Source organism: Desulfofundulus sp. TPOSR, assembly GCF_011393055.1.
Taxonomy (GTDB): Bacteria; Bacillota; Desulfotomaculia; order Desulfotomaculales; family Desulfovirgulaceae; genus Desulfofundulus; species Desulfofundulus kuznetsovii.
Map to the genome: position 1 here is coordinate 901,966 of NZ_JAAOEF010000001.1, position 18,128 is coordinate 920,093.

The 18,128-nt window shown below is 55.0% G+C and carries 15 protein-coding genes and 1 tRNA gene; 6 read left to right on the forward strand and 10 right to left on the reverse strand.

What is annotated here, in order from left to right; genetic code table 11:
- Positions 1-74: 74 nt before the first annotated feature.
- From leuS to G7K71_RS04560, 5 genes are all read right to left on the reverse strand, one after another.
- A complete protein-coding gene (gene leuS, locus G7K71_RS04540) occupies positions 75-2,558 on the reverse strand; it encodes a leucine--tRNA ligase (RefSeq protein ID WP_166343823.1) in 2,484 nt (827 codons plus the stop codon).
- 180 nt (positions 2,559-2,738) lie between these two features.
- Positions 2,739-4,403: an AMP-binding protein gene (locus G7K71_RS04545; protein ID WP_166343825.1), complete on the reverse strand. Its 1,665-nt coding sequence runs from the start codon at positions 4,401-4,403 to the stop codon at positions 2,739-2,741.
- 169 nt (positions 4,404-4,572) lie between these two features.
- Positions 4,573-4,647: transfer RNA gene (locus G7K71_RS04550), tRNA-Ala, on the reverse strand.
- 239 nt (positions 4,648-4,886) lie between these two features.
- Positions 4,887-5,243 (reverse strand): ribosome silencing factor, encoded by a 357-nt coding sequence (gene rsfS / locus G7K71_RS04555; RefSeq protein ID WP_166343827.1) that lies wholly within the window; start codon positions 5,241-5,243, stop codon positions 4,887-4,889.
- A 112-nt stretch (positions 5,244-5,355) separates the two neighbouring features.
- Positions 5,356-5,613 carry an RNA-binding protein gene (locus tag G7K71_RS04560; protein WP_013821576.1) on the reverse strand — a complete coding sequence of 86 codons (258 nt, stop codon included), beginning with the start codon at positions 5,611-5,613 and terminating at the stop codon, positions 5,356-5,358.
- Between the two features lie 390 nt (positions 5,614-6,003).
- Here G7K71_RS04560 and G7K71_RS04565 point away from each other — a divergent pair, with 390 nt between their 5' ends.
- The 3 genes from G7K71_RS04565 to G7K71_RS04575 all read left to right on the forward strand — a co-directional run bounded on the left by G7K71_RS04565 (position 6,004) and on the right by G7K71_RS04575 (position 9,546).
- Complete coding sequence (locus G7K71_RS04565) at positions 6,004-6,642, forward strand: succinate dehydrogenase (RefSeq protein ID WP_166343829.1); 639 nt, start codon at positions 6,004-6,006, stop codon at positions 6,640-6,642.
- Positions 6,639-8,474, forward strand: coding sequence for a fumarate reductase flavoprotein subunit (locus G7K71_RS04570; protein ID WP_166343830.1), 1,836 nt, complete (start codon positions 6,639-6,641; stop codon positions 8,472-8,474). Before G7K71_RS04565 ends, G7K71_RS04570 begins: the two co-directional genes overlap by 4 nt.
- Before the next feature lie 322 nt (positions 8,475-8,796).
- Complete coding sequence (locus G7K71_RS04575; protein WP_013821573.1) at positions 8,797-9,546, forward strand: fumarate reductase iron-sulfur subunit; 750 nt, start codon at positions 8,797-8,799, stop codon at positions 9,544-9,546.
- Between the two features lie 689 nt (positions 9,547-10,235).
- On the opposite strand, the gene G7K71_RS04580 is transcribed toward G7K71_RS04575, so the two are convergent.
- The gene (locus G7K71_RS04580) at positions 10,236-11,708 is read right to left on the reverse strand and encodes a transposase (RefSeq protein WP_166343832.1); all 1,473 of its coding nucleotides are present in this window, start codon (positions 11,706-11,708) and stop codon (positions 10,236-10,238) included.
- Positions 11,623-12,303, reverse strand: coding sequence for an IS607 family transposase (locus tag G7K71_RS04585; protein ID WP_243174560.1), 681 nt, complete (start codon positions 12,301-12,303; stop codon positions 11,623-11,625). Before G7K71_RS04585 ends, G7K71_RS04580 begins: the two co-directional genes overlap by 86 nt.
- A 360-nt stretch (positions 12,304-12,663) precedes the next feature.
- On the opposite strand from G7K71_RS04585, the gene G7K71_RS04590 reads away from it, so the two are divergent.
- The gene (locus tag G7K71_RS04590) at positions 12,664-12,870 is read left to right on the forward strand and encodes a hypothetical protein (RefSeq protein WP_166343834.1); all 207 of its coding nucleotides are present in this window, start codon (positions 12,664-12,666) and stop codon (positions 12,868-12,870) included.
- A gap of 295 nt (positions 12,871-13,165) precedes the next feature.
- On the forward strand, positions 13,166-13,684 hold the full coding sequence (locus G7K71_RS04595) for a hypothetical protein (protein ID WP_166343836.1): 519 nt from the start codon (positions 13,166-13,168) through the stop codon (positions 13,682-13,684).
- A gap of 105 nt (positions 13,685-13,789) precedes the next feature.
- Here the strand turns inward: G7K71_RS04595 and nadD are convergent, their stop codons facing one another.
- Positions 13,790-14,404 (reverse strand): nicotinate-nucleotide adenylyltransferase, encoded by a 615-nt coding sequence (gene nadD / locus G7K71_RS04600; protein WP_166343838.1) that lies wholly within the window; start codon positions 14,402-14,404, stop codon positions 13,790-13,792.
- A 212-nt stretch (positions 14,405-14,616) separates the two neighbouring features.
- On the opposite strand from nadD, the gene G7K71_RS04605 reads away from it, so the two are divergent.
- The gene (locus tag G7K71_RS04605; protein WP_041283111.1) at positions 14,617-15,525 is read left to right on the forward strand and encodes a selenium metabolism-associated LysR family transcriptional regulator; all 909 of its coding nucleotides are present in this window, start codon (positions 14,617-14,619) and stop codon (positions 15,523-15,525) included.
- A 76-nt stretch (positions 15,526-15,601) separates the two neighbouring features.
- Here the strand turns inward: G7K71_RS04605 and G7K71_RS04610 are convergent, their stop codons facing one another.
- The gene (locus G7K71_RS04610) at positions 15,602-16,885 is read right to left on the reverse strand and encodes a glutamate-5-semialdehyde dehydrogenase (protein WP_313884926.1); all 1,284 of its coding nucleotides are present in this window, start codon (positions 16,883-16,885) and stop codon (positions 15,602-15,604) included.
- Positions 16,886-16,901: 16 nt separating this feature from the next.
- The gene (proB, locus tag G7K71_RS04615; RefSeq protein ID WP_166343842.1) at positions 16,902-18,026 is read right to left on the reverse strand and encodes a glutamate 5-kinase; all 1,125 of its coding nucleotides are present in this window, start codon (positions 18,024-18,026) and stop codon (positions 16,902-16,904) included.
- Positions 18,027-18,128: the final 102 nt, after the last annotated feature.

Consider the following 18,128-nt stretch of genomic DNA (forward strand, 5'->3'; position numbering starts at 1 on the left):
AATTTGCATAACCTGGCACTTTCCACCATAAAAGCAAGAAAGACCGCCGGCGAAATGCCAGCGGCCCTCTTTAGTTACTTCACCACGATGTTCACCAGTTTCCCCGGTACGGGGATGACCTTCACTATTTGCTTTCCCTCCACCAGTTTCTGCACCCGGGGCTGGGCCAGGACCACCTCTTTCATTTGTTCCGGGGTGATGTCCGCCGGCACCAGCACCCGCTCCCGCACCCGGCCGTTGATCTGCACCACAATGGTAATCTCGTCTTCCACAATGGCCCCGGGGTCATAGGCGGGCCAGGGCTGCTTGTGGATGCTCTCCCGGTGGCCGGTGGCCTCCCACAGCTCCTCGGTTATATGAGGGGCAAAGGGAGCCAGCAGAATGAGCAGGTGCTCGATCCCTTCCCGCAAAACCGCCGGGTCCCGGTCGGTTTCCGGCACCTCTTTGTACTGGTACAGGGCGTTCACCAGCTCCATGATGGCGCTGACGGCGGTGTTGAAGTTAAACCGGTTGCCGATATCCTCGGTCACCTTTTTAATGGTCAGGTGGGTCACGCGGTGCATTTGCCGGTTGACCCCCACCAGCTTACCTGCCGGTTTTGGCGGTGCTTCCAGCAGCCCGCCGGCCACGGAGGTGACCAGGCGCCACACCCGGTTGAGGAACCGGTAGCAGCCCTCCACCCCCTGGTCGCTCCATTCCAGATCTCGCTCGGGGGGTGCGGCAAAGAGGATGAAAAGCCGGGCGGTATCGGCCCCGTATTTGGCCACAATCTCCTCCGGGCTGACCACGTTCCCCCTGGACTTGGACATCTTGGCGCCGTCTTTCAGCACCATGCCCTGGGTTAACAGGTTGGTGAAGGGTTCCTGGATGCCTACCAACCCCAGGTCGTAGAGCACCTTGGTGAAGAAGCGGGAGTACAGCAGGTGCAAAATGGCGTGTTCCACGCCGCCGATGTACTGGTCCACGGGCAGCCAGTAATCCACCCTGGCCCGGTCCCAGGGCTGCCTGTCGTCCCGGGGACTGGTGTAGCGGTAGTAGTACCAGGAGGAACACATGAAGGTGTCCATGGTATCCGTTTCCCGCCGGGCCGGCCCGCCGCACCGGGGGCAGGTGGTATTCACGAACTCCGGGCAGTCGGCCAGGGGCGACTGCCCGGTGGGCTTAAATTCCACGTCCCGGGGCAAGAGCACCGGCAGGTCCTTCTCCGGCACTGGGACGATGCCGCACTTATCGCAATATATGATCGGAATGGGGGCGCCCCAGTAACGCTGCCGGGATATCAGCCAGTCCCGCAGGCGGTAGTTCACCTGGCCCCGGCCCAGGCCCTTTTCCTCCAGGTAGGCGATTACCGCCCGGATCCCCTCGTCTTTGGGCAGGCCGTTGAACTGGCCGGAGTTTACCATCACCCCGTCGCCGGCATAAGCTTCCGTCATGGTCTGTGGGTCCAGTTCCTCCCCGGGCGGCTGGATGACCACCCGGATGGGCAGGTTGTACTTGCGGGCAAATTCAAAGTCCCGCTGGTCGTGGGCCGGCACGCCCATCACTGCCCCGGTACCATACTCCAAAAGGACGTAATTGGCCACCAGGATGGGCACCCGTTCCCCGTTCATGGGGTTGATGCAGTAAGCTCCGGTAAATAGCCCTTCCTTTTCCACGTCGGTGGCCGTGCGGGCAATTTCGTTTAAATTGCGCACCCGCCGTACGAAGTCGCGCACCGCTCCGGCCTGGGGTTTGCCTTCAACGAGCTTCTCCACCAGGGGATGTTCCGGAGCCAGCACCATGTAGGTCACCCCGAACACCGTGTCGGGGCGGGTGGTAAAGACCACAATCTCCTCATCCATATCGGCCACTTTAAAGCGGATTTCCGCCCCCTCGCTGCGGCCGATCCAGTTTTCCTGCATGATTTTAACCTTCTCCGGCCAGCCCTTCAGCAGCTCAAGATCCTTGAGAAGGCGCTCGGCGTAGGCGGTAATTTTAAAGAACCACTGTTCCAGTTCCCGTTTTTCCACGGGAGTCTTGCAGCGCTCGCAGGCACCCTCCTTGACCTGCTCGTTGGCCAGCACCGTGGCGCAGGAGGGGCACCAGTTGACCGCCGCCTTTTTCTTATAGGCCAGCCCTTTGTGGTAGAGCTGCAGGAACAGCCACTGGGTCCATTTATAGTAGCCGGGATGGCAGGTGGCCACTTCCCGGTCCCAGTCGTAGCTGATACCCAGCTGCTTGAGCTGGGCACGCATGGTCCTGATGTTATCCATGGTCCAGTCGGCCGGATGGATGTTACCGTGCTTGATGGCCGCGTTTTCCGCCGGCAGGCCGAAGGCGTCCCATCCCATGGGGTGCAGGACGTGGTAACCCTGCATGGTTTTAAAGCGGGCCACCACATCGCCAATGGAGTAGTTCCTTACGTGGCCCATGTGGAGCTTGCCGGAAGGGTAGGGAAACATCTCCAGGCAATAGTATTTTGGACGGTCGGAGAAGTCCGGGGTTTTATATAAATTTTCTGCGGCCCAGCGGGCCTGCCACTTCGCTTCAATTTCCTTGAAGTCGTAGCGTTCGTTCACCAAAGCATCCCCCTTGCCGTATACCGTAAACTGCTGTCCCTTGTTTCGACGGCATTTCATCATAAGTGTCATTTTATCATAAATGTTACGCTTAAGACAAGAACCGGCAACCCGGGGAAAAGAGAAAACGGGGTGGTGGACAAGCAGATGTCTTCACCACCCCGGGGGCAACAGGCAACTTCAGGCTGTTTCTACCCGGGCTGCCTGGAACAAATTCAACTCACGGATGGCCTGCTCCCGCAGCTTGAACTTTTGCACCTTGCCGTTGGCCGTGGTGGGGTAGCTCGATACAAACTGGATATACTGCGGTATTTTATACCGGGCAATCTTGCCGTTACAAAACTCCCTGATTTCCTCAGCCGTGGCTGTACAGCCTTCCTTCAATTGTATGAAGGCCATTACCTCTTCGCCGTACTTGCTGCTGGGCACCCCCACCACCTGCACATCCTTGATCTTGGGGTGGGTATGCAGGAATTCCTCAATCTCCCGGGGGTAGATGTTTTCACCGCCCCGGATGATCATATCCTTGATCCGTCCCGTAATACGGACGTAGCCCTGTTCATCCATAATCCCCAGGTCGCCGGTGTGCAGCCAGCCTTCCCGATCGATGGTGCTGGCCGTTGCCTCCGGCATTTTATAGTAACCCTTCATGACGTTGTATCCCCGGGCGCAAATCTCGCCCTGGTACCCCCGGGGTACTTCTTCCCCGGTGGCCGGGTCCACCACCTTCACCTCTACGCCCGGTAAGGCCCGGCCCACGGTGGATACCCTGATCTCCAGGGGGTCGTCGGTCCTGGTCATGGTAATTCCCGGGGAGGCTTCGGTCTGGCCGTAGGTAATGACTATTTCCTTCATCCCCATGCGGTCTACCACCGCTTTCATCACTTCTATGGGGCAGGGAGCCCCGGCCATGATGCCGGTGCGCAGGGAAGACGTGTCGAAGGGTTGTTTTTCCAGCACCTCCAGCTCGGTGATGAACATGGTGGGTACGCCGTGCAGGGCGGTACACCTTTCCTTTTCCACTGTTTCCAGAACCCGCACCGGATTGAAGGACTCCAGGGGCACCATGGTGGCTCCCGAGACCACACAGGTTAAAGTCCCCAGCACACAGCCAAAACAGTGGAAGAAGGGCACCGGGATGCACAGGCGGTCCCGGGGACCGAAATTCAGGCACTCGGCTACACTTTTTGCGTTCATGACTAAATTTCTATGGGTCAGCATGACCCCCTTGGGGAAGCCGGTGGTCCCGGAGGTATACTGCATGTTAATCACGTCATCGGGATCAAGGGAGGCCTGGCGGGCTGCCAGCTCCTGTTCGGAAATGGCCTCCGCCATCCCCAGCACCTGTTCCCAGGTGTACATCCCCGGGTGCTCCTCGTCGCCGATAAAAACCACACTGCGCAGCATAGGGAATTTTTTGGCATTCAGCCGCCCGGGCAGGCAGTGGTTAAGTTCCGGGCAGAGCTCGTGGAGCATTTCTATGTAATTGGATTCCTTTGTTCCGTTGATGAGTAAGAGGGTGGTGGCATCGGACTGCCGCAACAGGTACTCCAGTTCGCGCACTTTATAATTGGTGTTTACCGTAACCAGCACGGCGCCGATCTTGGCCGACGCGAACTGGAGGACGACCCACTGGGGTATGTTGGTGGCCCACAGGGCAATGTGCTCACCCCGTTTTATGCCCAGGGCCATCAATCCCCTGGCCGCCCGGTTACACAGTTCCCGAAACTGCCGGTATGTATAGCGCAAACCACGGTCGGTATAAACCAGGGCCTCGTTATCTGGATACAGGGCAGCCGTCCTGTCGAGCAGGTCACCAATAGTGATCTGGTCAAACCGGTCCATCCCACCGACCTCCTTGATATATTAAAACTTTAAAATGTTAACTTAGTAAAGAGACAAGAATATACTAATAGCACTCCCCCACCGGCTTCCCGGGGAGCATATAAAACGAAAGCCTCCCGCCCCTCTAGGGACGGGAGGTTTATCCCGCGGTACCACCCTACTTGGTAAATGGTGGAGCTGGCGGGAATCGAACCCGCGGCCTCTTCCATGCCAAGGAAGCGCGCTCCCTCTGCGCCACAGCCCCATAACTTACCCTCTCGATGTGCTTTAACGGCCACACGCCGGCCCGGAGTACTTCAGCTTTCCCCCGGGCAACTCCGGGGCGAGTTCAGCAACCCGGTTCACCGCCTCGCACCTGCCGGCGGCTCTCTGCAGATACCGCTGCTGCTTACTGCTCCCCATCACAGTCATTTGTCCTTATTAACGGACACCTACAATTGTACGACATACCCGCCCGTTTGTCAACAGCCTGGCGCAAAAATTTTATAGGTTTACGGGCATACCCACTACCCGGGCATCTCCCCACAGACGTTCCAGGTTATAAAATTGCCGTTCAGACTCCTGGAAGACGTGAACCACCACGCCGCCGTAGTCCAGCAGCACCCAGCGCCCCTCCCGCATCCCTTCCTGCCGGGGAACGAGCCTGGCCTTTTCATCCACCACCTTGATAATCTCCTCGGCGATGGCCTGGACATGGGTGGTTGAGCGACCGCTCAAGATCACAAAATAATCGGCGATGATGGATATCCTGCTGATATCCAGTACGGTGATATCATATGCCTTTTTATCTTCCGCCGCCTCAACGACAACCTTAACCAGCGCCTGCGGATCAAAGGTCAAAAGGCATGCCTCCTTAACAGTTTTTGGGTATATTATATTCGCCCTCGAGAGGAAAGTTCCTGCCGGTAAAAAGAAAACCTCCCGGTCCGGAGGATCTGGAGGTTTTTTCTTTTTAAGCACGCTCTTCCCTGGGCCTGGCTTCATTAACCGTGATTACCCGGCCGTTGAATTCGGTCCCGTTCAAGGCGGCAATGATGGCATCGGCATCTTTATCGGCCACCTCAACAAAGCCAAATCCCCTTGACCGCCCGGTCTGGCGGTCGGTAATTACCCGGGCGCTGATGATTTCACCATACCGGGAGAAAGCTTCTTCTAAATCCTCAGCCCTGGTAGCCCAGGGCAAATTCCCCACATAAAGGGTGCGAACCACCTGTTTCACCTCTTTCCTGCGGCATGTCTAAGTTGTGTGCGCTTATTATTTGCTAAAGATCTTTCCCTCATACTGCGCATAAACCCGAAAGCTATGCCATTTTCTTACTCAATGGCCCTTTATTGTTAGGAAAATTGTTTAGGATACGCTCGCAAAAAGAATGGCATTTCTAAATATTAAATTTATAATTTTTAGAAGCTATCACCGCTTATAAAAACTATAAGCACAAATTATACTTAAGAGGTCAAGTTTTTTCTCGCTTTGTTCGCATAAGCCTCCTTTAGCTCCAAAAGATAACGGGCTAAAAATTTGGCACGAAAATTGCGAAAATACTCCGTTGCCGCGGCAAAAAGTTAAACGATCCTACACCACCAAAGAAAGGAGAGTCCCATGACCACGCAAGAAAAGCTGCTCACCCGCAATCCCCGGGCCGATCTCCTGGTGGATCTGGCCGAACTGGTCAGCGGTCTTTTACTGGTGGGGTTCCTGTGGGCCCACATGCTATTTGTGGCCGCCATATTGCTCGGCGGCAGGACCTTTGACCGGTTGTCAATCCTCCTGGACGAATATTACCTGTCCTACATCGGCATTCCTTTTATTATCGTCGTGGCCCTGGTGCACATGGTGGTGGCCGGGCGGCGAATCCCCAACAAATGGCACGAGCAGCGCATTATCCTGCGCCACAGCAAAATGCTGGGCCACACCGACACCTGGATATGGGTCTTCCAAACCATCACCGGCATGGCCATTCTGGTTCTGGCCGGCATTCACGTCTGGATGGTCCTGTCCGGTTGGCCCATTCGGGCCGTTACTAGCGCCGAACGGGTACAATCCTTCCTCTGGTTTTACATCGTCCTGCTCCTGGTGGGTGAATACCACGCCGGTTTTGGACTTTACCGCCAGTTTGTGAAATGGGGCTGGATTAACAGGCATACCATTGGAGTGGTACTGAAAACCATCACGGTAATCATCGTGGCCCTGGGAGCGGTCACCCTTTGGGCCTTCATGCGGCTAGGAGGTGCACAATGAGCGTCTACCAAACCCACACCACGGACGTGTTAGTCATCGGTGCCGGCCTGGCCGGAGAACGCACGGCCATTGAAGCGGCAACCCACGGGCTGGATGTGATTATCTTAAGCCTGGTTCCTCCCCGGCGCTCCCACAGTACCGCAGCCCAGGGGGGAATGCAGGCTTCTTTGGGAAACTGCGCCATGGGTTACGGGGACAACCCGGACATTCACTTTGAAGATACGGTGAAAGGTTCCGACTGGGGCTGCGATCAGGATGTGGCCCGCCTCTTTGCCAACACCGCCCCCATAGCCGTACGGCAGATGGCCTACTGGGGAGTGCCCTGGAACCGGGTCGTGGCGGGCAGGAAAACCCTCCCCGATGGCCGGGAAATAGAGGACTTAAAGGAATACGAAGGACTGATTACGGCCCGGGATTTCGGGGGTACGGCCAAGTGGCGCACTTGCTACACCTCCGACGGCACGGGACACACCCTGCAGTACACCATGGACAGCATCGTCATCAAAATGGGCATCACCGTCCACGACCGCATGGAGGCCATCGCCCTGATTCATGACGGCGAGAACTGCTACGGGGCGGTGGCCCGCTGCCTGCGCACCGGCCAGCTCCATGCCTACCTGGCTCGCTCCACTGTCATTGCCACGGGCGGCTACGGCCGGCTGTACGGGATTTCCACCAATGCCGTGATCAACGAGGGCAGCGGCATGTTCCTGGCCCTGGAAACGGGCGTGGTACCCCTGGGCAATATGGAGGCGGTCCAGTTTCACCCCACGGGGATGGTGCCGGTGGGGATTCTGATCACGGAAGGTGCCCGGGGTGATGGCGGGTACTTGCTGGACAAAAACCTTCACCGCTTCATGCCCGACTACGAACCAAAGAAAAAGGAACTGGCTTCCCGGGACGTGGTCTCGAGGCGCATGATCCAGCATATCCGCAAAGGTTACGGCGTGGAAAGCAAGTGGGGCCCCCACCTGTGGCTGGATATCCGCCACCTGGGACGGAAACATATTTATACCAACTTGCGGGAAATTGCCAACATATGTAAGAACTTTGCCGGCATTGACCCGGCCAAAGACCTGATTCCCGTGCGTCCCACCCAGCATTACAGCATGGGGGGAGTGAGAACCAATATCGACGGGCATGCCTACGGCTTAAGGGGTTTATTTGCCGTGGGAGAAGCCGCCTGCTGGGACCTGCACGGCTTCAACCGCCTGGGGGGCAATTCCCTGGCCGAAACCATTGTGGCCGGCATGGTGGTGGGCAAGAAGGTGGCCGAATACACCCTGGGAGCCGCTCTGGATTGCCCCCTTAAACTGGTGGATGAGCACGTCAAGCGCCAGGAAAACAGGATAAACGACCTCATTTCCGGCCGGCTGGGCAAAGAAAATGTTTACGAGCTCCGCAAGCAGATGGAAGACACCCTGATGGAATACGTGGGCATCTTCCGCAACGGTCCCGATTTGCAAAAGGCCGTAGACAAGCTCCAGGAGCTTTACCGGCGCTCCTTAAGGCTGGGGCTGCGGTCCAGCGGGAAATATGCCAACCCGGAACTGGCCTCCGCTTTAAGGCTGCCCGGCATGATCCGCCTGGCCCTGTGCATAGCCTACGGTGCTTTAAACCGCACCGAGAGCCGGGGCAGCCACGCCCGGGAAGATTACCCCTACCGGGACGACGTGAACTGGCTCAAGCGCACCCTGGCCTACTGGCCGCCGGGAGCTGAACTGCCGGTCTTGAAATATGAACCGGTTAAAATCACCGAACTCCCGCCGGGAGACCGGGGCTACGGCGAATCGTCGGCGGCAAATGCCGCCAGGACGGAAACCACACCATAGAGAACAAAAAATGCTTGCCGTTTGCACAAAGTGAGCGACTTGAACGAGCAGAGGCCAAACTTAGCGAGGGCGAAAGCGGAGGCGGGGTCGAGCGCGGGATGCGCTCGACCGGCCCCCTGAGGCAGGAAGCGAATGGGCCGGGAACCCCGCCGGAGCTTGAAGCCCGAGCGCTAGTTTGGCCTGCGAGGCGAACCGGAGCGAACGTGGGTGCAAACGGCAAGCAAGGCAAGCCGATTTTGAGCCCGGCCCGTAGCACGGAGCGACCAGGGGCGACCGCTACTCAGGCGAATTTTAGTCTACGCACAGGATAAGGAGGAGAATCATGGCTGAACGCCTGCTGACTTTCAGCATCTTCCGCTACAACCCCAACACGCCGGAAATAAAGCCCTACATGCAGGAGTACAAGCTCGAGGAAATGCCGGGCATGACCCTGTTTGTGGCCTTAAATAAAATCCGGGAGGAACAGGACCCCTCCCTGATGTTTGACTTTGTGTGCCGGGCGGCCATCTGCGGCTCCTGTGCCATGCTGGTGAACGGGAAACCCCGCCTGGCCTGCAAAACCCTCACCAAAGACCTGCCGTCCAGGATTACCCTCCTTCCCCTGCCGGTATTCAAGCTCGTGGGGGACCTCTCGGTGGACACGGGCACCTGGTTCAGGCACATGTCCCTGAAAACGGAGGCCTGGATCCACACAACAAAAGAATTCGATCCCCAGGCCCGGGAAGAGCGCATGGACAACGAAACGGCCCTGAAAATTTACGAGGCGGAGCGGTGCATTGAATGCGGGTGCTGCATTGCCGGCTGCGCCACGGCCAACATCCGGGAAGATTTCATCGGAGCGGCGGGCATAAACCGGGTGGCCCGGTTTATGGTCGACCCCCGGGATGAACGCAGCCCGCAGGAATACTTCGAAGTGGTAGGCACGGAAGAGGGCACCTTTGGCTGCGTCGGCCTCATGGCCTGCGAAGATAACTGCCCCATGGGGCTGCCCCTGCAAATGCAGCTCGCCTACGTGCGCCGCAGGATGGCCGCGGCCGGTCTTGCAGCCAGGCCGCAAACCAGGGCCTGTTAGTTTACGAAGCTTTCCTTAAAAACCATGGACAGAGGCGGCCCGCATGTAAAAGAGGGGGCCGGTTGTCCAACCATATATGGTAAAGGGGAAAAGGGAGTCGATTGTCCCTTTTCCCCTTTATGCCTATTATTATCGAGTAAGAGGCGAGCACAGCCTGACCAATGACGGGGTAACCGAACCCAGCAAGCCCGCGGAGTCTTATTCATCGGCAATTTATATAAAGTAAAGCACCAGCCGTGATTTGTTTAATGCAAAGAGGTCAATTTTCCCTATACAGAGTTATACATTAGTTAACTAACATATAACTTTGCACCAAGGTACTCATTGTGCAGATGGCATTGCCACCGACGGCTACCTCCGTCACCGTCTGGCCCGACCTTAAACCCCGGAAGGGGAAGCCCCACATACCTGTAAAGCAGGTATGCGCCTGGCAGGCTTGTGGCTTTAAGGAGGCACTCCAGCGTTTTTCCGTCCCGCAGAACAAACTTCCTGCTTGCGCAAGGAGTTGCCCTTTGGGCACATACCGGAGGGGGGAGTTACCCCGCCTACCTGCCGCCCCCGCTCTCCCCTTGAACGATAATTAAACCGCGAACGCTGCTCCATCTATGCACATACTCTGTCCTTTTCTATCACGGGTGCCAGCTTCCCAGGAAAGCCGGGCATAAGGCAGGAACGGCAGGCTTGAAAGTTTATGCAACTTTTATTGCGTAAGTCAGGTAATTTTCGATTGTCCAGCTCTTTTTATAGTCGCCGTTTTTCCTGGCTTTTTGGCGGACGGCCTTGACTGTGCCGAAAAGCTTGCCCCAGGTGGAAAGGTGCGGCTGTCCTTCCTTCGGCGCCAGCAGCCTTTTGATTTCTTTAGGCAGCTTTTCTTTGTAGCCCAGCGCCCGCCTGGCGATGACCAGAGCAGCGGCCTGGTGGACAGCCAGGCCGTAGGTATCTTTATACTTGGCAAACCCGATGAGGGAAGTAAACTTCGGATTTACCGTAAAAACTGCAATCCCTTCTTTTCTTAAACGGATGACCAGGTTGGTGAACATGGCTTTATGCGAAAAGTTGTGGCTCATACGGTTGAAGAAGCGGTTGGTGTCGTGGTCCTGATTGAAAAACAGCTCCTCTAACGCAACCTGGGTGACGCTCTGTTTCTTTAACCACCAGGCAATTTCTCTGCAGAGGCTGCCGATGATGTGTAACCTCTTTTCGTGGCTCACATAGGGCAGGTCCGGGCAGGGAAAATTGCGCGAAGCCAGATAGTTGCCGTTGGGATGGACAATGGTTACCGAAATGACCTGCGGATTCAGGTCTATCCCGGCCATTTTTAAACTCCGGTCAACTTCTTTGGCATCTTCCAGGGAAAAGGAAATGTGGCAGAAAAACCGGTTCTTTTTGCGAATGACCTGTACCGTGTAGGGCCGGCCGGTGGCTAAATGTTCAGCCAGGTACTTGACGTAAGGAGCAGGTATGGACAGCGGCAGCGTGATCCAGTCTTCCTTCCGACGGGGAATGCCCCGGCCCAGTTTTATATCTTCGTCTTCCGGGGGCAGATAAACGTTCAGGAAGAAATTTTCTCCGTCGAAGAAGATTTCCGTGTTGGCGTTGCCCAGCTGTCCTTTTAACCCCTTCTGGTTGGCCTGGCCAACGCTGGTAAAGGAATTGCTCCGCAGTTCTTTCCACTCTTCTCTGGAAAGCTTACCCTTCGTTAAAGCGATGAAGTTTTTCTTACCGCCGAAAACAGCAGGGGGAACGGTACCTTTTTCTTTATGTGATTGCCAGTAAGAAAGCCTGTTCTGCAGTTTTTCGATTCTGCTTAAAATCCCCTTGCGGTGGACAGAGTTTTTTGCCCGTTCCAGTTTCTCTTCTGCTTTTTTGATTTTCGCCTCCAGGTCGTGAATGTACATGTCGATGAGTTCTTTCTGAGAGCGGATGGTGTCTTCCGCTTCGGCATAGGCCCACTGGCACCAGCGGGCGTTGCGGATGAATTTACTCTGGAGGGAGGAAATAATTTCTTCTCTCTTCACTCCCCGACGGATGGCCTGGTAGGCGGTGCGCCTGGCCGCCTGAAAGACGCGCATGAAATTAATCAGGGTTGCTGCCAGGCGCTCGTCCACGGTTAATATGCCTTTTATAGTGAACATGTTGTTCGGCTTTTTCGGCGGCTTCAATATCTTTCATGGCCTCCCTTACTTTTTTTCGGAACTCTTTACTCCGGTGGCCGTACAGCCTGGCACTGAAACTGGAAAGAACAGCTAACATGTCAGCAACAAGCTCTTCCTGAAGGGATTCCGGTTCTGCCCCATTGACGATTTCTATCCGGACACCGAAAGCGTTGAGGTATTTTTCGATGTAATTGTAGCCGAACCGGGCCAGCCTGTCTTTGAATTCGATTACTACCAGGTCGATTTTCCCTTCGCGAGCCATTTTAAAAATCCGATCGAGGCCTTTTCTTTTTTCGTTCAGTCCTGAACCCTGTTCGGCAATGACTGCTTTTATCTCGTAACCCTTTTCCTGGGCATATCTTTCTAAACGCTGCTTTTGGCGTTCCAGATTTCCTTCGCCGGCCTGCTTTGCCGAAGACACCCGGGCATAGATTACGGCCCGAACACCCTCGGGCTGATTTTCTCCCAAAAGGCGAAGGATCTCGCTTCGGGCGTAGCGCCTTTGACCGGAAGGAGTGCGGATGGCCTTAATTTTACCTGCTTTCTCCCACCGGCGCAGAGTTATGGGTACAACGCCCAGAATTTCGCAGGCTTTCCTCATTGGTAAATAGACTTCCAGATCATGTTTCATGAGGCAAGTATATCATTGTACAGGGAATATGTCAACTGTTGACAGGACTCAAGTTCACTATAAAGACGGATCAAAAGAACTTTTGGATCCCTTATTTCTAAAAATGAAATATTATATTTTTTAGAACCACCTTCCCTAAAACATTTTTAGACAGAAGGAATTTTTATATATTCTGTAGAATGTTTGCCTGGAAATAAAAGGATTAAATCTAGATAAAGGACTAGGATGCAAGGCCACGGTTTAAGGCTTCAGGGAGGCTAAGCGGGCCAGAATGCTGCAAGAAGAAACAGGCCCCCCTGTTCTCCAAAAAGTTTCAGGGAGGGTTTTCATTTGGAGAAGGAAACGCTCCTGCAAAAATTAAGAAATAAGGATCCTCAAGCTCTGAGATTTCTTTGCGAAATGTTTTATAAATCCTTATTTCAAGCTGCTTTTTTTAAAATTAGGTGGATAAAGCTGGAGATAGTTTATCAACTGGAAGGAAATATTAGCAAAGAAGAGGCTATAAAAAATAGTAATTTCACAGTTTTAAAAGCTTGAAAAAGTGTTTAAGTAATTTAGAAAAATGAGGTTGGAATGTGATTAAATTTTTAATTGCTTAGCTTTCTGTAATCAGGAGTAATAATACTTTCTTGAGGAAGAAGGTGTCATCCACAATCTATAAGCAGATCCGCAAATCACTGGAGGATAAGTTCGCATACAGTTCGGGGGACTCTTCAGTAATCTCAGGGGGCTCCTGGCCCGCGAGCTGTTACAGAGCCAGCAGGTAAAGCTTAAAATTATGTTCGTGCCGGTTTTTTTCATCTCATAAACAAATACACTGGGAGGGAATAAGGTGAAAAAATTAAAATTTATCATTGTATTGGCATTAGTAATGCCAGCAGTAGTAATACTAGCAATGCTTGGTAATAACACTTTAGGCCAGGCTAATGTTGCTGATGAGGCTGCAATCAAGTCAACAATAACTAAGTATTTTGCTTCCAAGTACGAATCACTTTCAACATTAACTGAGGTTTCAATTGACAACTTCTTTCTTAGAGAAGACCCGGTTTCAGCCAAGAGTGCACAATTTGAGAAAGATGTACGTCGCATATTAGTAGAGTGGAGAAAATTAAGAGATCTTCCCATAGAGAAATTCAGCCTCAAACCAAATTTTGAGGAAATAAAAATATCTGGAAACAACGCGAAAGTCCGTGTTTTTGATACATGTATTTACCAATATAAAAATCTCCCATTTGAAACAACAGAAAGCACGCTTCATGAAATTACATTAAGAAAAGTTGGCTCATCCTGGAAAATTATTAATGATTTTTATGAAGATTCAATAACACAACCTGAATCCGTGACGGGCTGATGAAGGTTGGCAAATCAACTTAGCACATTTAAGCAAAAGCCCCACGGCGGGCTGCACCTGCATCCCGGCTTTACTCCGGACAGGTGCTGCCCCTCCGCGGGCCATTCACTTATACAGCCCCCGGTTCAATATGTACGCCTCCACCGGCTCGGGCAGGAGATACTTGATGGGGCGCCCTTCCTGCACGCGGGCCCTGATTTCCGTGGAAGAAATGGCCAGGGCCGGCACTTCCATGGGGATAATGCGTTTCACGTGCTCCGGATCTATCCCCGCCAGCCGGCGCTTTAAATTTCCCAGGGGGTAGCCGGGACGGGTGGCGGCAACGAACCAGCACATTTCCAGCAGTTCATTTACGTTTTTCCAGTTCAATATTTCCAGTACCGCATCCGCACCGGTAATAAAAAAAATTTCCGCCCCTGGATAAAGATTCCGGACCTCCCGCACCGTATCAATAGTGTAGGAGTACCCCGGCCGGTCCACTTCAATGGTGGATGTATCAAAGTAGGGGTTGCTGGCCACGGCCAGTTCGGTCATAATCCACCGGTGGTGGGGGTCGGTAATTTTCCGCTTCGTTTTATGGGGGGGACGGCCGGCAGGAATAAAAATAACCTTGTCCAGTTGAAAGGCATGCCGGGCTCCCTCGGCGGCAACTAGATGCCCGTAGTGGATGGGGTCGAAGGTGCCGCCCATAATGCCTAATCTTTTCCATGTCTGCGCCATAAGCCAAAACCTCAGCATCATTTTAATGGCCCCGGTGACAAAAAGCAACCCCCTGTTGACACGATTTGCGGGTGCGTATAGAATTAGAAAGTGTTATTAAGTATAATAATAATTCACATTTTTCAACGGAGTTAACCCAACATTTGCCGCGTTTGAAAATGCCAGCCGAAAGGTTGCACACCAGTAAACGCAACTGGAGGGTAGAAAAGATAGTGCTCGATCACCAATTGCGGGTTTTTGTAACTGTAGCGGAAAAGAAAAATTTTTCCCGGGCCGCCGAGGTACTCAACCTCACCCAGCCGGCCATCAGCCAGCACATCCACGCCCTGGAAGAACACTACCGGGCACGGCTCTTTGACCGTTCAAACAAAAAGGTGGAACTGACCCAGGCCGGCGCCATCCTTTACTCCTACGCCAAAAAAATCTTAAACCTGCACCAGGAGGCCGAACGGGCGGTAACCGATCTCATCGAACTGGTTACGGGCAAGATTGCGGTGGGAGCCAGCATGACCATCGGGGAGTACGTGCTGCCCCGGCTGCTGGGCGCCTTTGCCCAGAAGTACCCCGATGTTGAGCTGGCCATGACCACCGGCAACACGGCCATGGTCTTTGAACAAACCCTGGAAGGAAGCATTGACATCGGCCTGGTGGAGGGGCCGGTAGAGCATGCCCACCTGCAGGTGGAACCTTTTCTCACCGATGAAATGGTGCTCATCGTCTCCCCGGGACATCCACTGGCCGGCAAATCCCAGGCTACGGGGGAGGACCTGGAATCCTGCACCTTCATCCTGCGGGAGGAAGGCTCCGGCACCCGTGTGGCTGCGGAAAACGCCCTGCGCCAGCTGGAGGTTACGCCGGCCAGGATAATTGTCATGGGCAGCACCCAGGCTATTAAGCAGGCCGTGGAAGCGGGGCTGGGCATCTCCTTCCTTTCCAAGTTGACCATCCGCAAGGAACTGGCCCTGGGCACCATTAAACCGGTTCGGCTGAAGGACATAAACATAACCAGGGAGTTCAAAATCATCCGCAACCGCACCAGGTTCCAGTCCCGGGCCTGCGATGAATTCGCCCGATTTATCACCTCCGAAGAGGTAATAGCAGCCCTGCAGGCCAGGGCTTAAACGCAAAGTAATTGCGAAAAAAGGACAGGCCTTTTACCCAAAGCCTGTCCTTTGCTTTTAAACCCACAATAAGGCATCAACTCCGGATTTGACCCTCGCCGAAAACAATATACTTGTAAGTGGTCAGTTCCTTCAACCCCATGGGTCCCCGGGCATGGAGCTTCTGGGTGGAAATGCCGATCTCGGCACCCAAACCGTACTGGTAACCGTCGGTAAAGCGGGTGGAGGCGTTCACGTATACTGCTGCCGCATCCACCTCCCGCAAAAACCGCCTGGCCCGGGCATAATCCCGGGTGACGATGGCCTCGGAATGCCTGGTGCCGTAGCGGTAGATATGCTCCATGGCCTCCTCCATGGATTCCACCACCTTCACGGCCAGGATCAGGTCCAGGTACTCCGTGGCCCAATCCTCCTCTGTGGCCGGCACTACCCAGGGCACCAGCTCACGGGTCTTCTCGCATCCCCGCACCTCTACCCCGGCCGCCCTTAGATCCTCCAGAAGTCCCGGCAGCAATTCCCGGGCCACCTGCTGGTGCACCAGAAGCGTTTCCATGGCATTGCACACTCCGGGACGCTGGCATTTGGCGTTGATCACGATGGAACGGGCCATTTCCAGGTCGGCACCATCGTCCACATAAACGTGGCAGTTGCCCACACCCGTTTCAATCACCGGTACGGTGGCATTCTCGACCACCGCCCGGATTAATCCCGCCCCGCCCCGGGGAATGAGTACATCCAGAAGGCCGTTTAACTTGAGCATGACATTCACTGCCGCCCGGTCGGTATTCTCAATGAGCTGGATGGCACCGGCGGGGGTGCCTGCGCCCTCGGCGGCTGCGGCAATGACAGCCACAATAGCGCGGTTGGAATTGATGGCCTCGGAACCCCCCCGCAGCACCACGGCGTTGCCCGCCTTCAAACACAAGCCCGCGGCATCCACAGTGACATTGGGCCGGGCCTCGTAAATCATCCCCACTACCCCCAGGGGAACCCGCATCCGCCCCACCTGCAGGCCGTTGGGCCGCAGCCACATGGACTCCACTTCCCCCACCGGATCAGGCAGGGAAGCCACAGCCCTCAACCCTTCAGCCATATCCTCGATGCGCCCGGGGGTAAGCAGCAGGCGGTCGATTAGGGCCCGGGATAAACCCTTCTCCCGCCCGGCCTGCACGTCAATTTCGTTGGCCGCCAGAATGCGCTCCTGGTTGTTAAGCAGGCTTTCGGCCATGGCCAAAAGGGCCCGGTTCTTTACCTCCGTAGAAAGGTAGGCCAGATGCCGGGCTGCCTCCCTGGCCCTCTGTGCTTTTTCCCTTACCTCTTGCTCAATTTGTTCCATCATCTTTCCTACCCCCCTATTAATTGCCGGCACGGCATGTTTAAATATCCAGCACCAGGTTGTTGCGGTGGACCACCTCGTCGTAGTCCTTATGCCCCAATACCCTGGCAATTTCCCTGGTCTGTATACCCTTGATGCGTTCCACTTCGGCGGAGGAGTAGTTCACTATACCCCGGGCAATTTCTTTACCTGCAGGATCGCAGATGCTCACGGTGTTGCCCATCTCAAAGGATCCTTCCACCCGGATGATCCCCGAAGGCAAAAGGCTCTTGCCGTTTTCCAGCAGCGCCCGCGCCGCTCCTTCATCCACGTAGATGCGGCCGTGCACGGCGGAGCTATAGGCAATCCAGCACTTTTTTTTCTCCAGCCGGCTGCAGGGCCAGAATACCGTGCCCAGGGGTTCGCCGGCCACCACCCGCCTGACCACATCCTTTTCGGAAGAACTGGCCAGCACGGTAACGATCCCCGAGTGCATGGCAATGCGCGCCGCCTGGAGTTTGGTAACAATGCCGCCGGTACCCACCGGCGTCCCCGCCCCTCCGGAAAGTGCTTCCAGTTCCGGCGTGATTTCGTGCACTTCCGCAATTAGCCTGGCCCCGCTGTTTTTGCGGGGATCGGCATCGTAAAGGCCGTCTATATCCGATAAAAGAATCAGCAACTCGGCATCCACCAGGGTGGCCACCAGGGCCGCCAGGTTATCGTTATCCCCCAGCTTTATTTCCTCCACCGCCACCGTATCGTTTTCATTAATCACGGGCACCACGCCCTGGCGCAAAAGGGTATACATGGTGTTGCGGGCGTTTAAAAAGCGCTTGCGGTCGCTGAAATCCTCCCGGGTCAGGAGGATTTGGCCCACGGCAACACCGTATTCGCCAAAGAACTTATCGTACATATGCATAAGCATACCCTGGCCCACCGCTGCGGCGGCCTGCTTTTCCGGAATGGTCCTGGGACGGCGGGTGTAGCCCAACCGGTGCTGTCCCACCCCAATGGCTCCCGAAGTGACCAGGAGCACTTCTTTGCCCTGGTTATGTAAATCCGCCAGCTGACGCGCCAGCTGTTCCATCTGGGAAAGGTTGGGCCGCCCGGTGGGATAGATAATGGAACTGGAACCCACCTTGACCACAACCCGTTTGATATGGCGGAAATCCCTCTCCCCGGCCATGAAAATCACCACCGGCAACAGTATACCATAAACCATGAACCGGTGCCAAAAGATACTATTGCGTGGCTGCCGGACGGCAGCCGCCCCGACAGCCCAGCACAC

Bases quoted from the DNA above. Each gene is read 5' to 3' on its own strand.
- G7K71_RS04575 (WP_013821573.1), top strand. From the start codon at position 8,797: ATGGCTGAACGCCTGCTGACTTTCAGCATCTTCCGCTACAACCCCAAC.
- proB (WP_166343842.1), bottom strand. From the start codon at position 18,026: ATGGCCGGGGAGAGGGATTTCCGCCATATCAAACGGGTTGTGGTCAAG.
- G7K71_RS04570 (WP_166343830.1), top strand. From the start codon at position 6,639: ATGAGCGTCTACCAAACCCACACCACGGACGTGTTAGTCATCGGTGCC.
- G7K71_RS04585 (WP_243174560.1), bottom strand. From the start codon at position 12,303: ATGAGGAAAGCCTGCGAAATTCTGGGCGTTGTACCCATAACTCTGCGC.
- G7K71_RS04545 (WP_166343825.1), bottom strand. From the start codon at position 4,403: ATGGACCGGTTTGACCAGATCACTATTGGTGACCTGCTCGACAGGACG.
- nadD (WP_166343838.1), bottom strand. From the start codon at position 14,404: ATGGCGCAGACATGGAAAAGATTAGGCATTATGGGCGGCACCTTCGAC.
- G7K71_RS04565 (WP_166343829.1), top strand. From the start codon at position 6,004: ATGACCACGCAAGAAAAGCTGCTCACCCGCAATCCCCGGGCCGATCTC.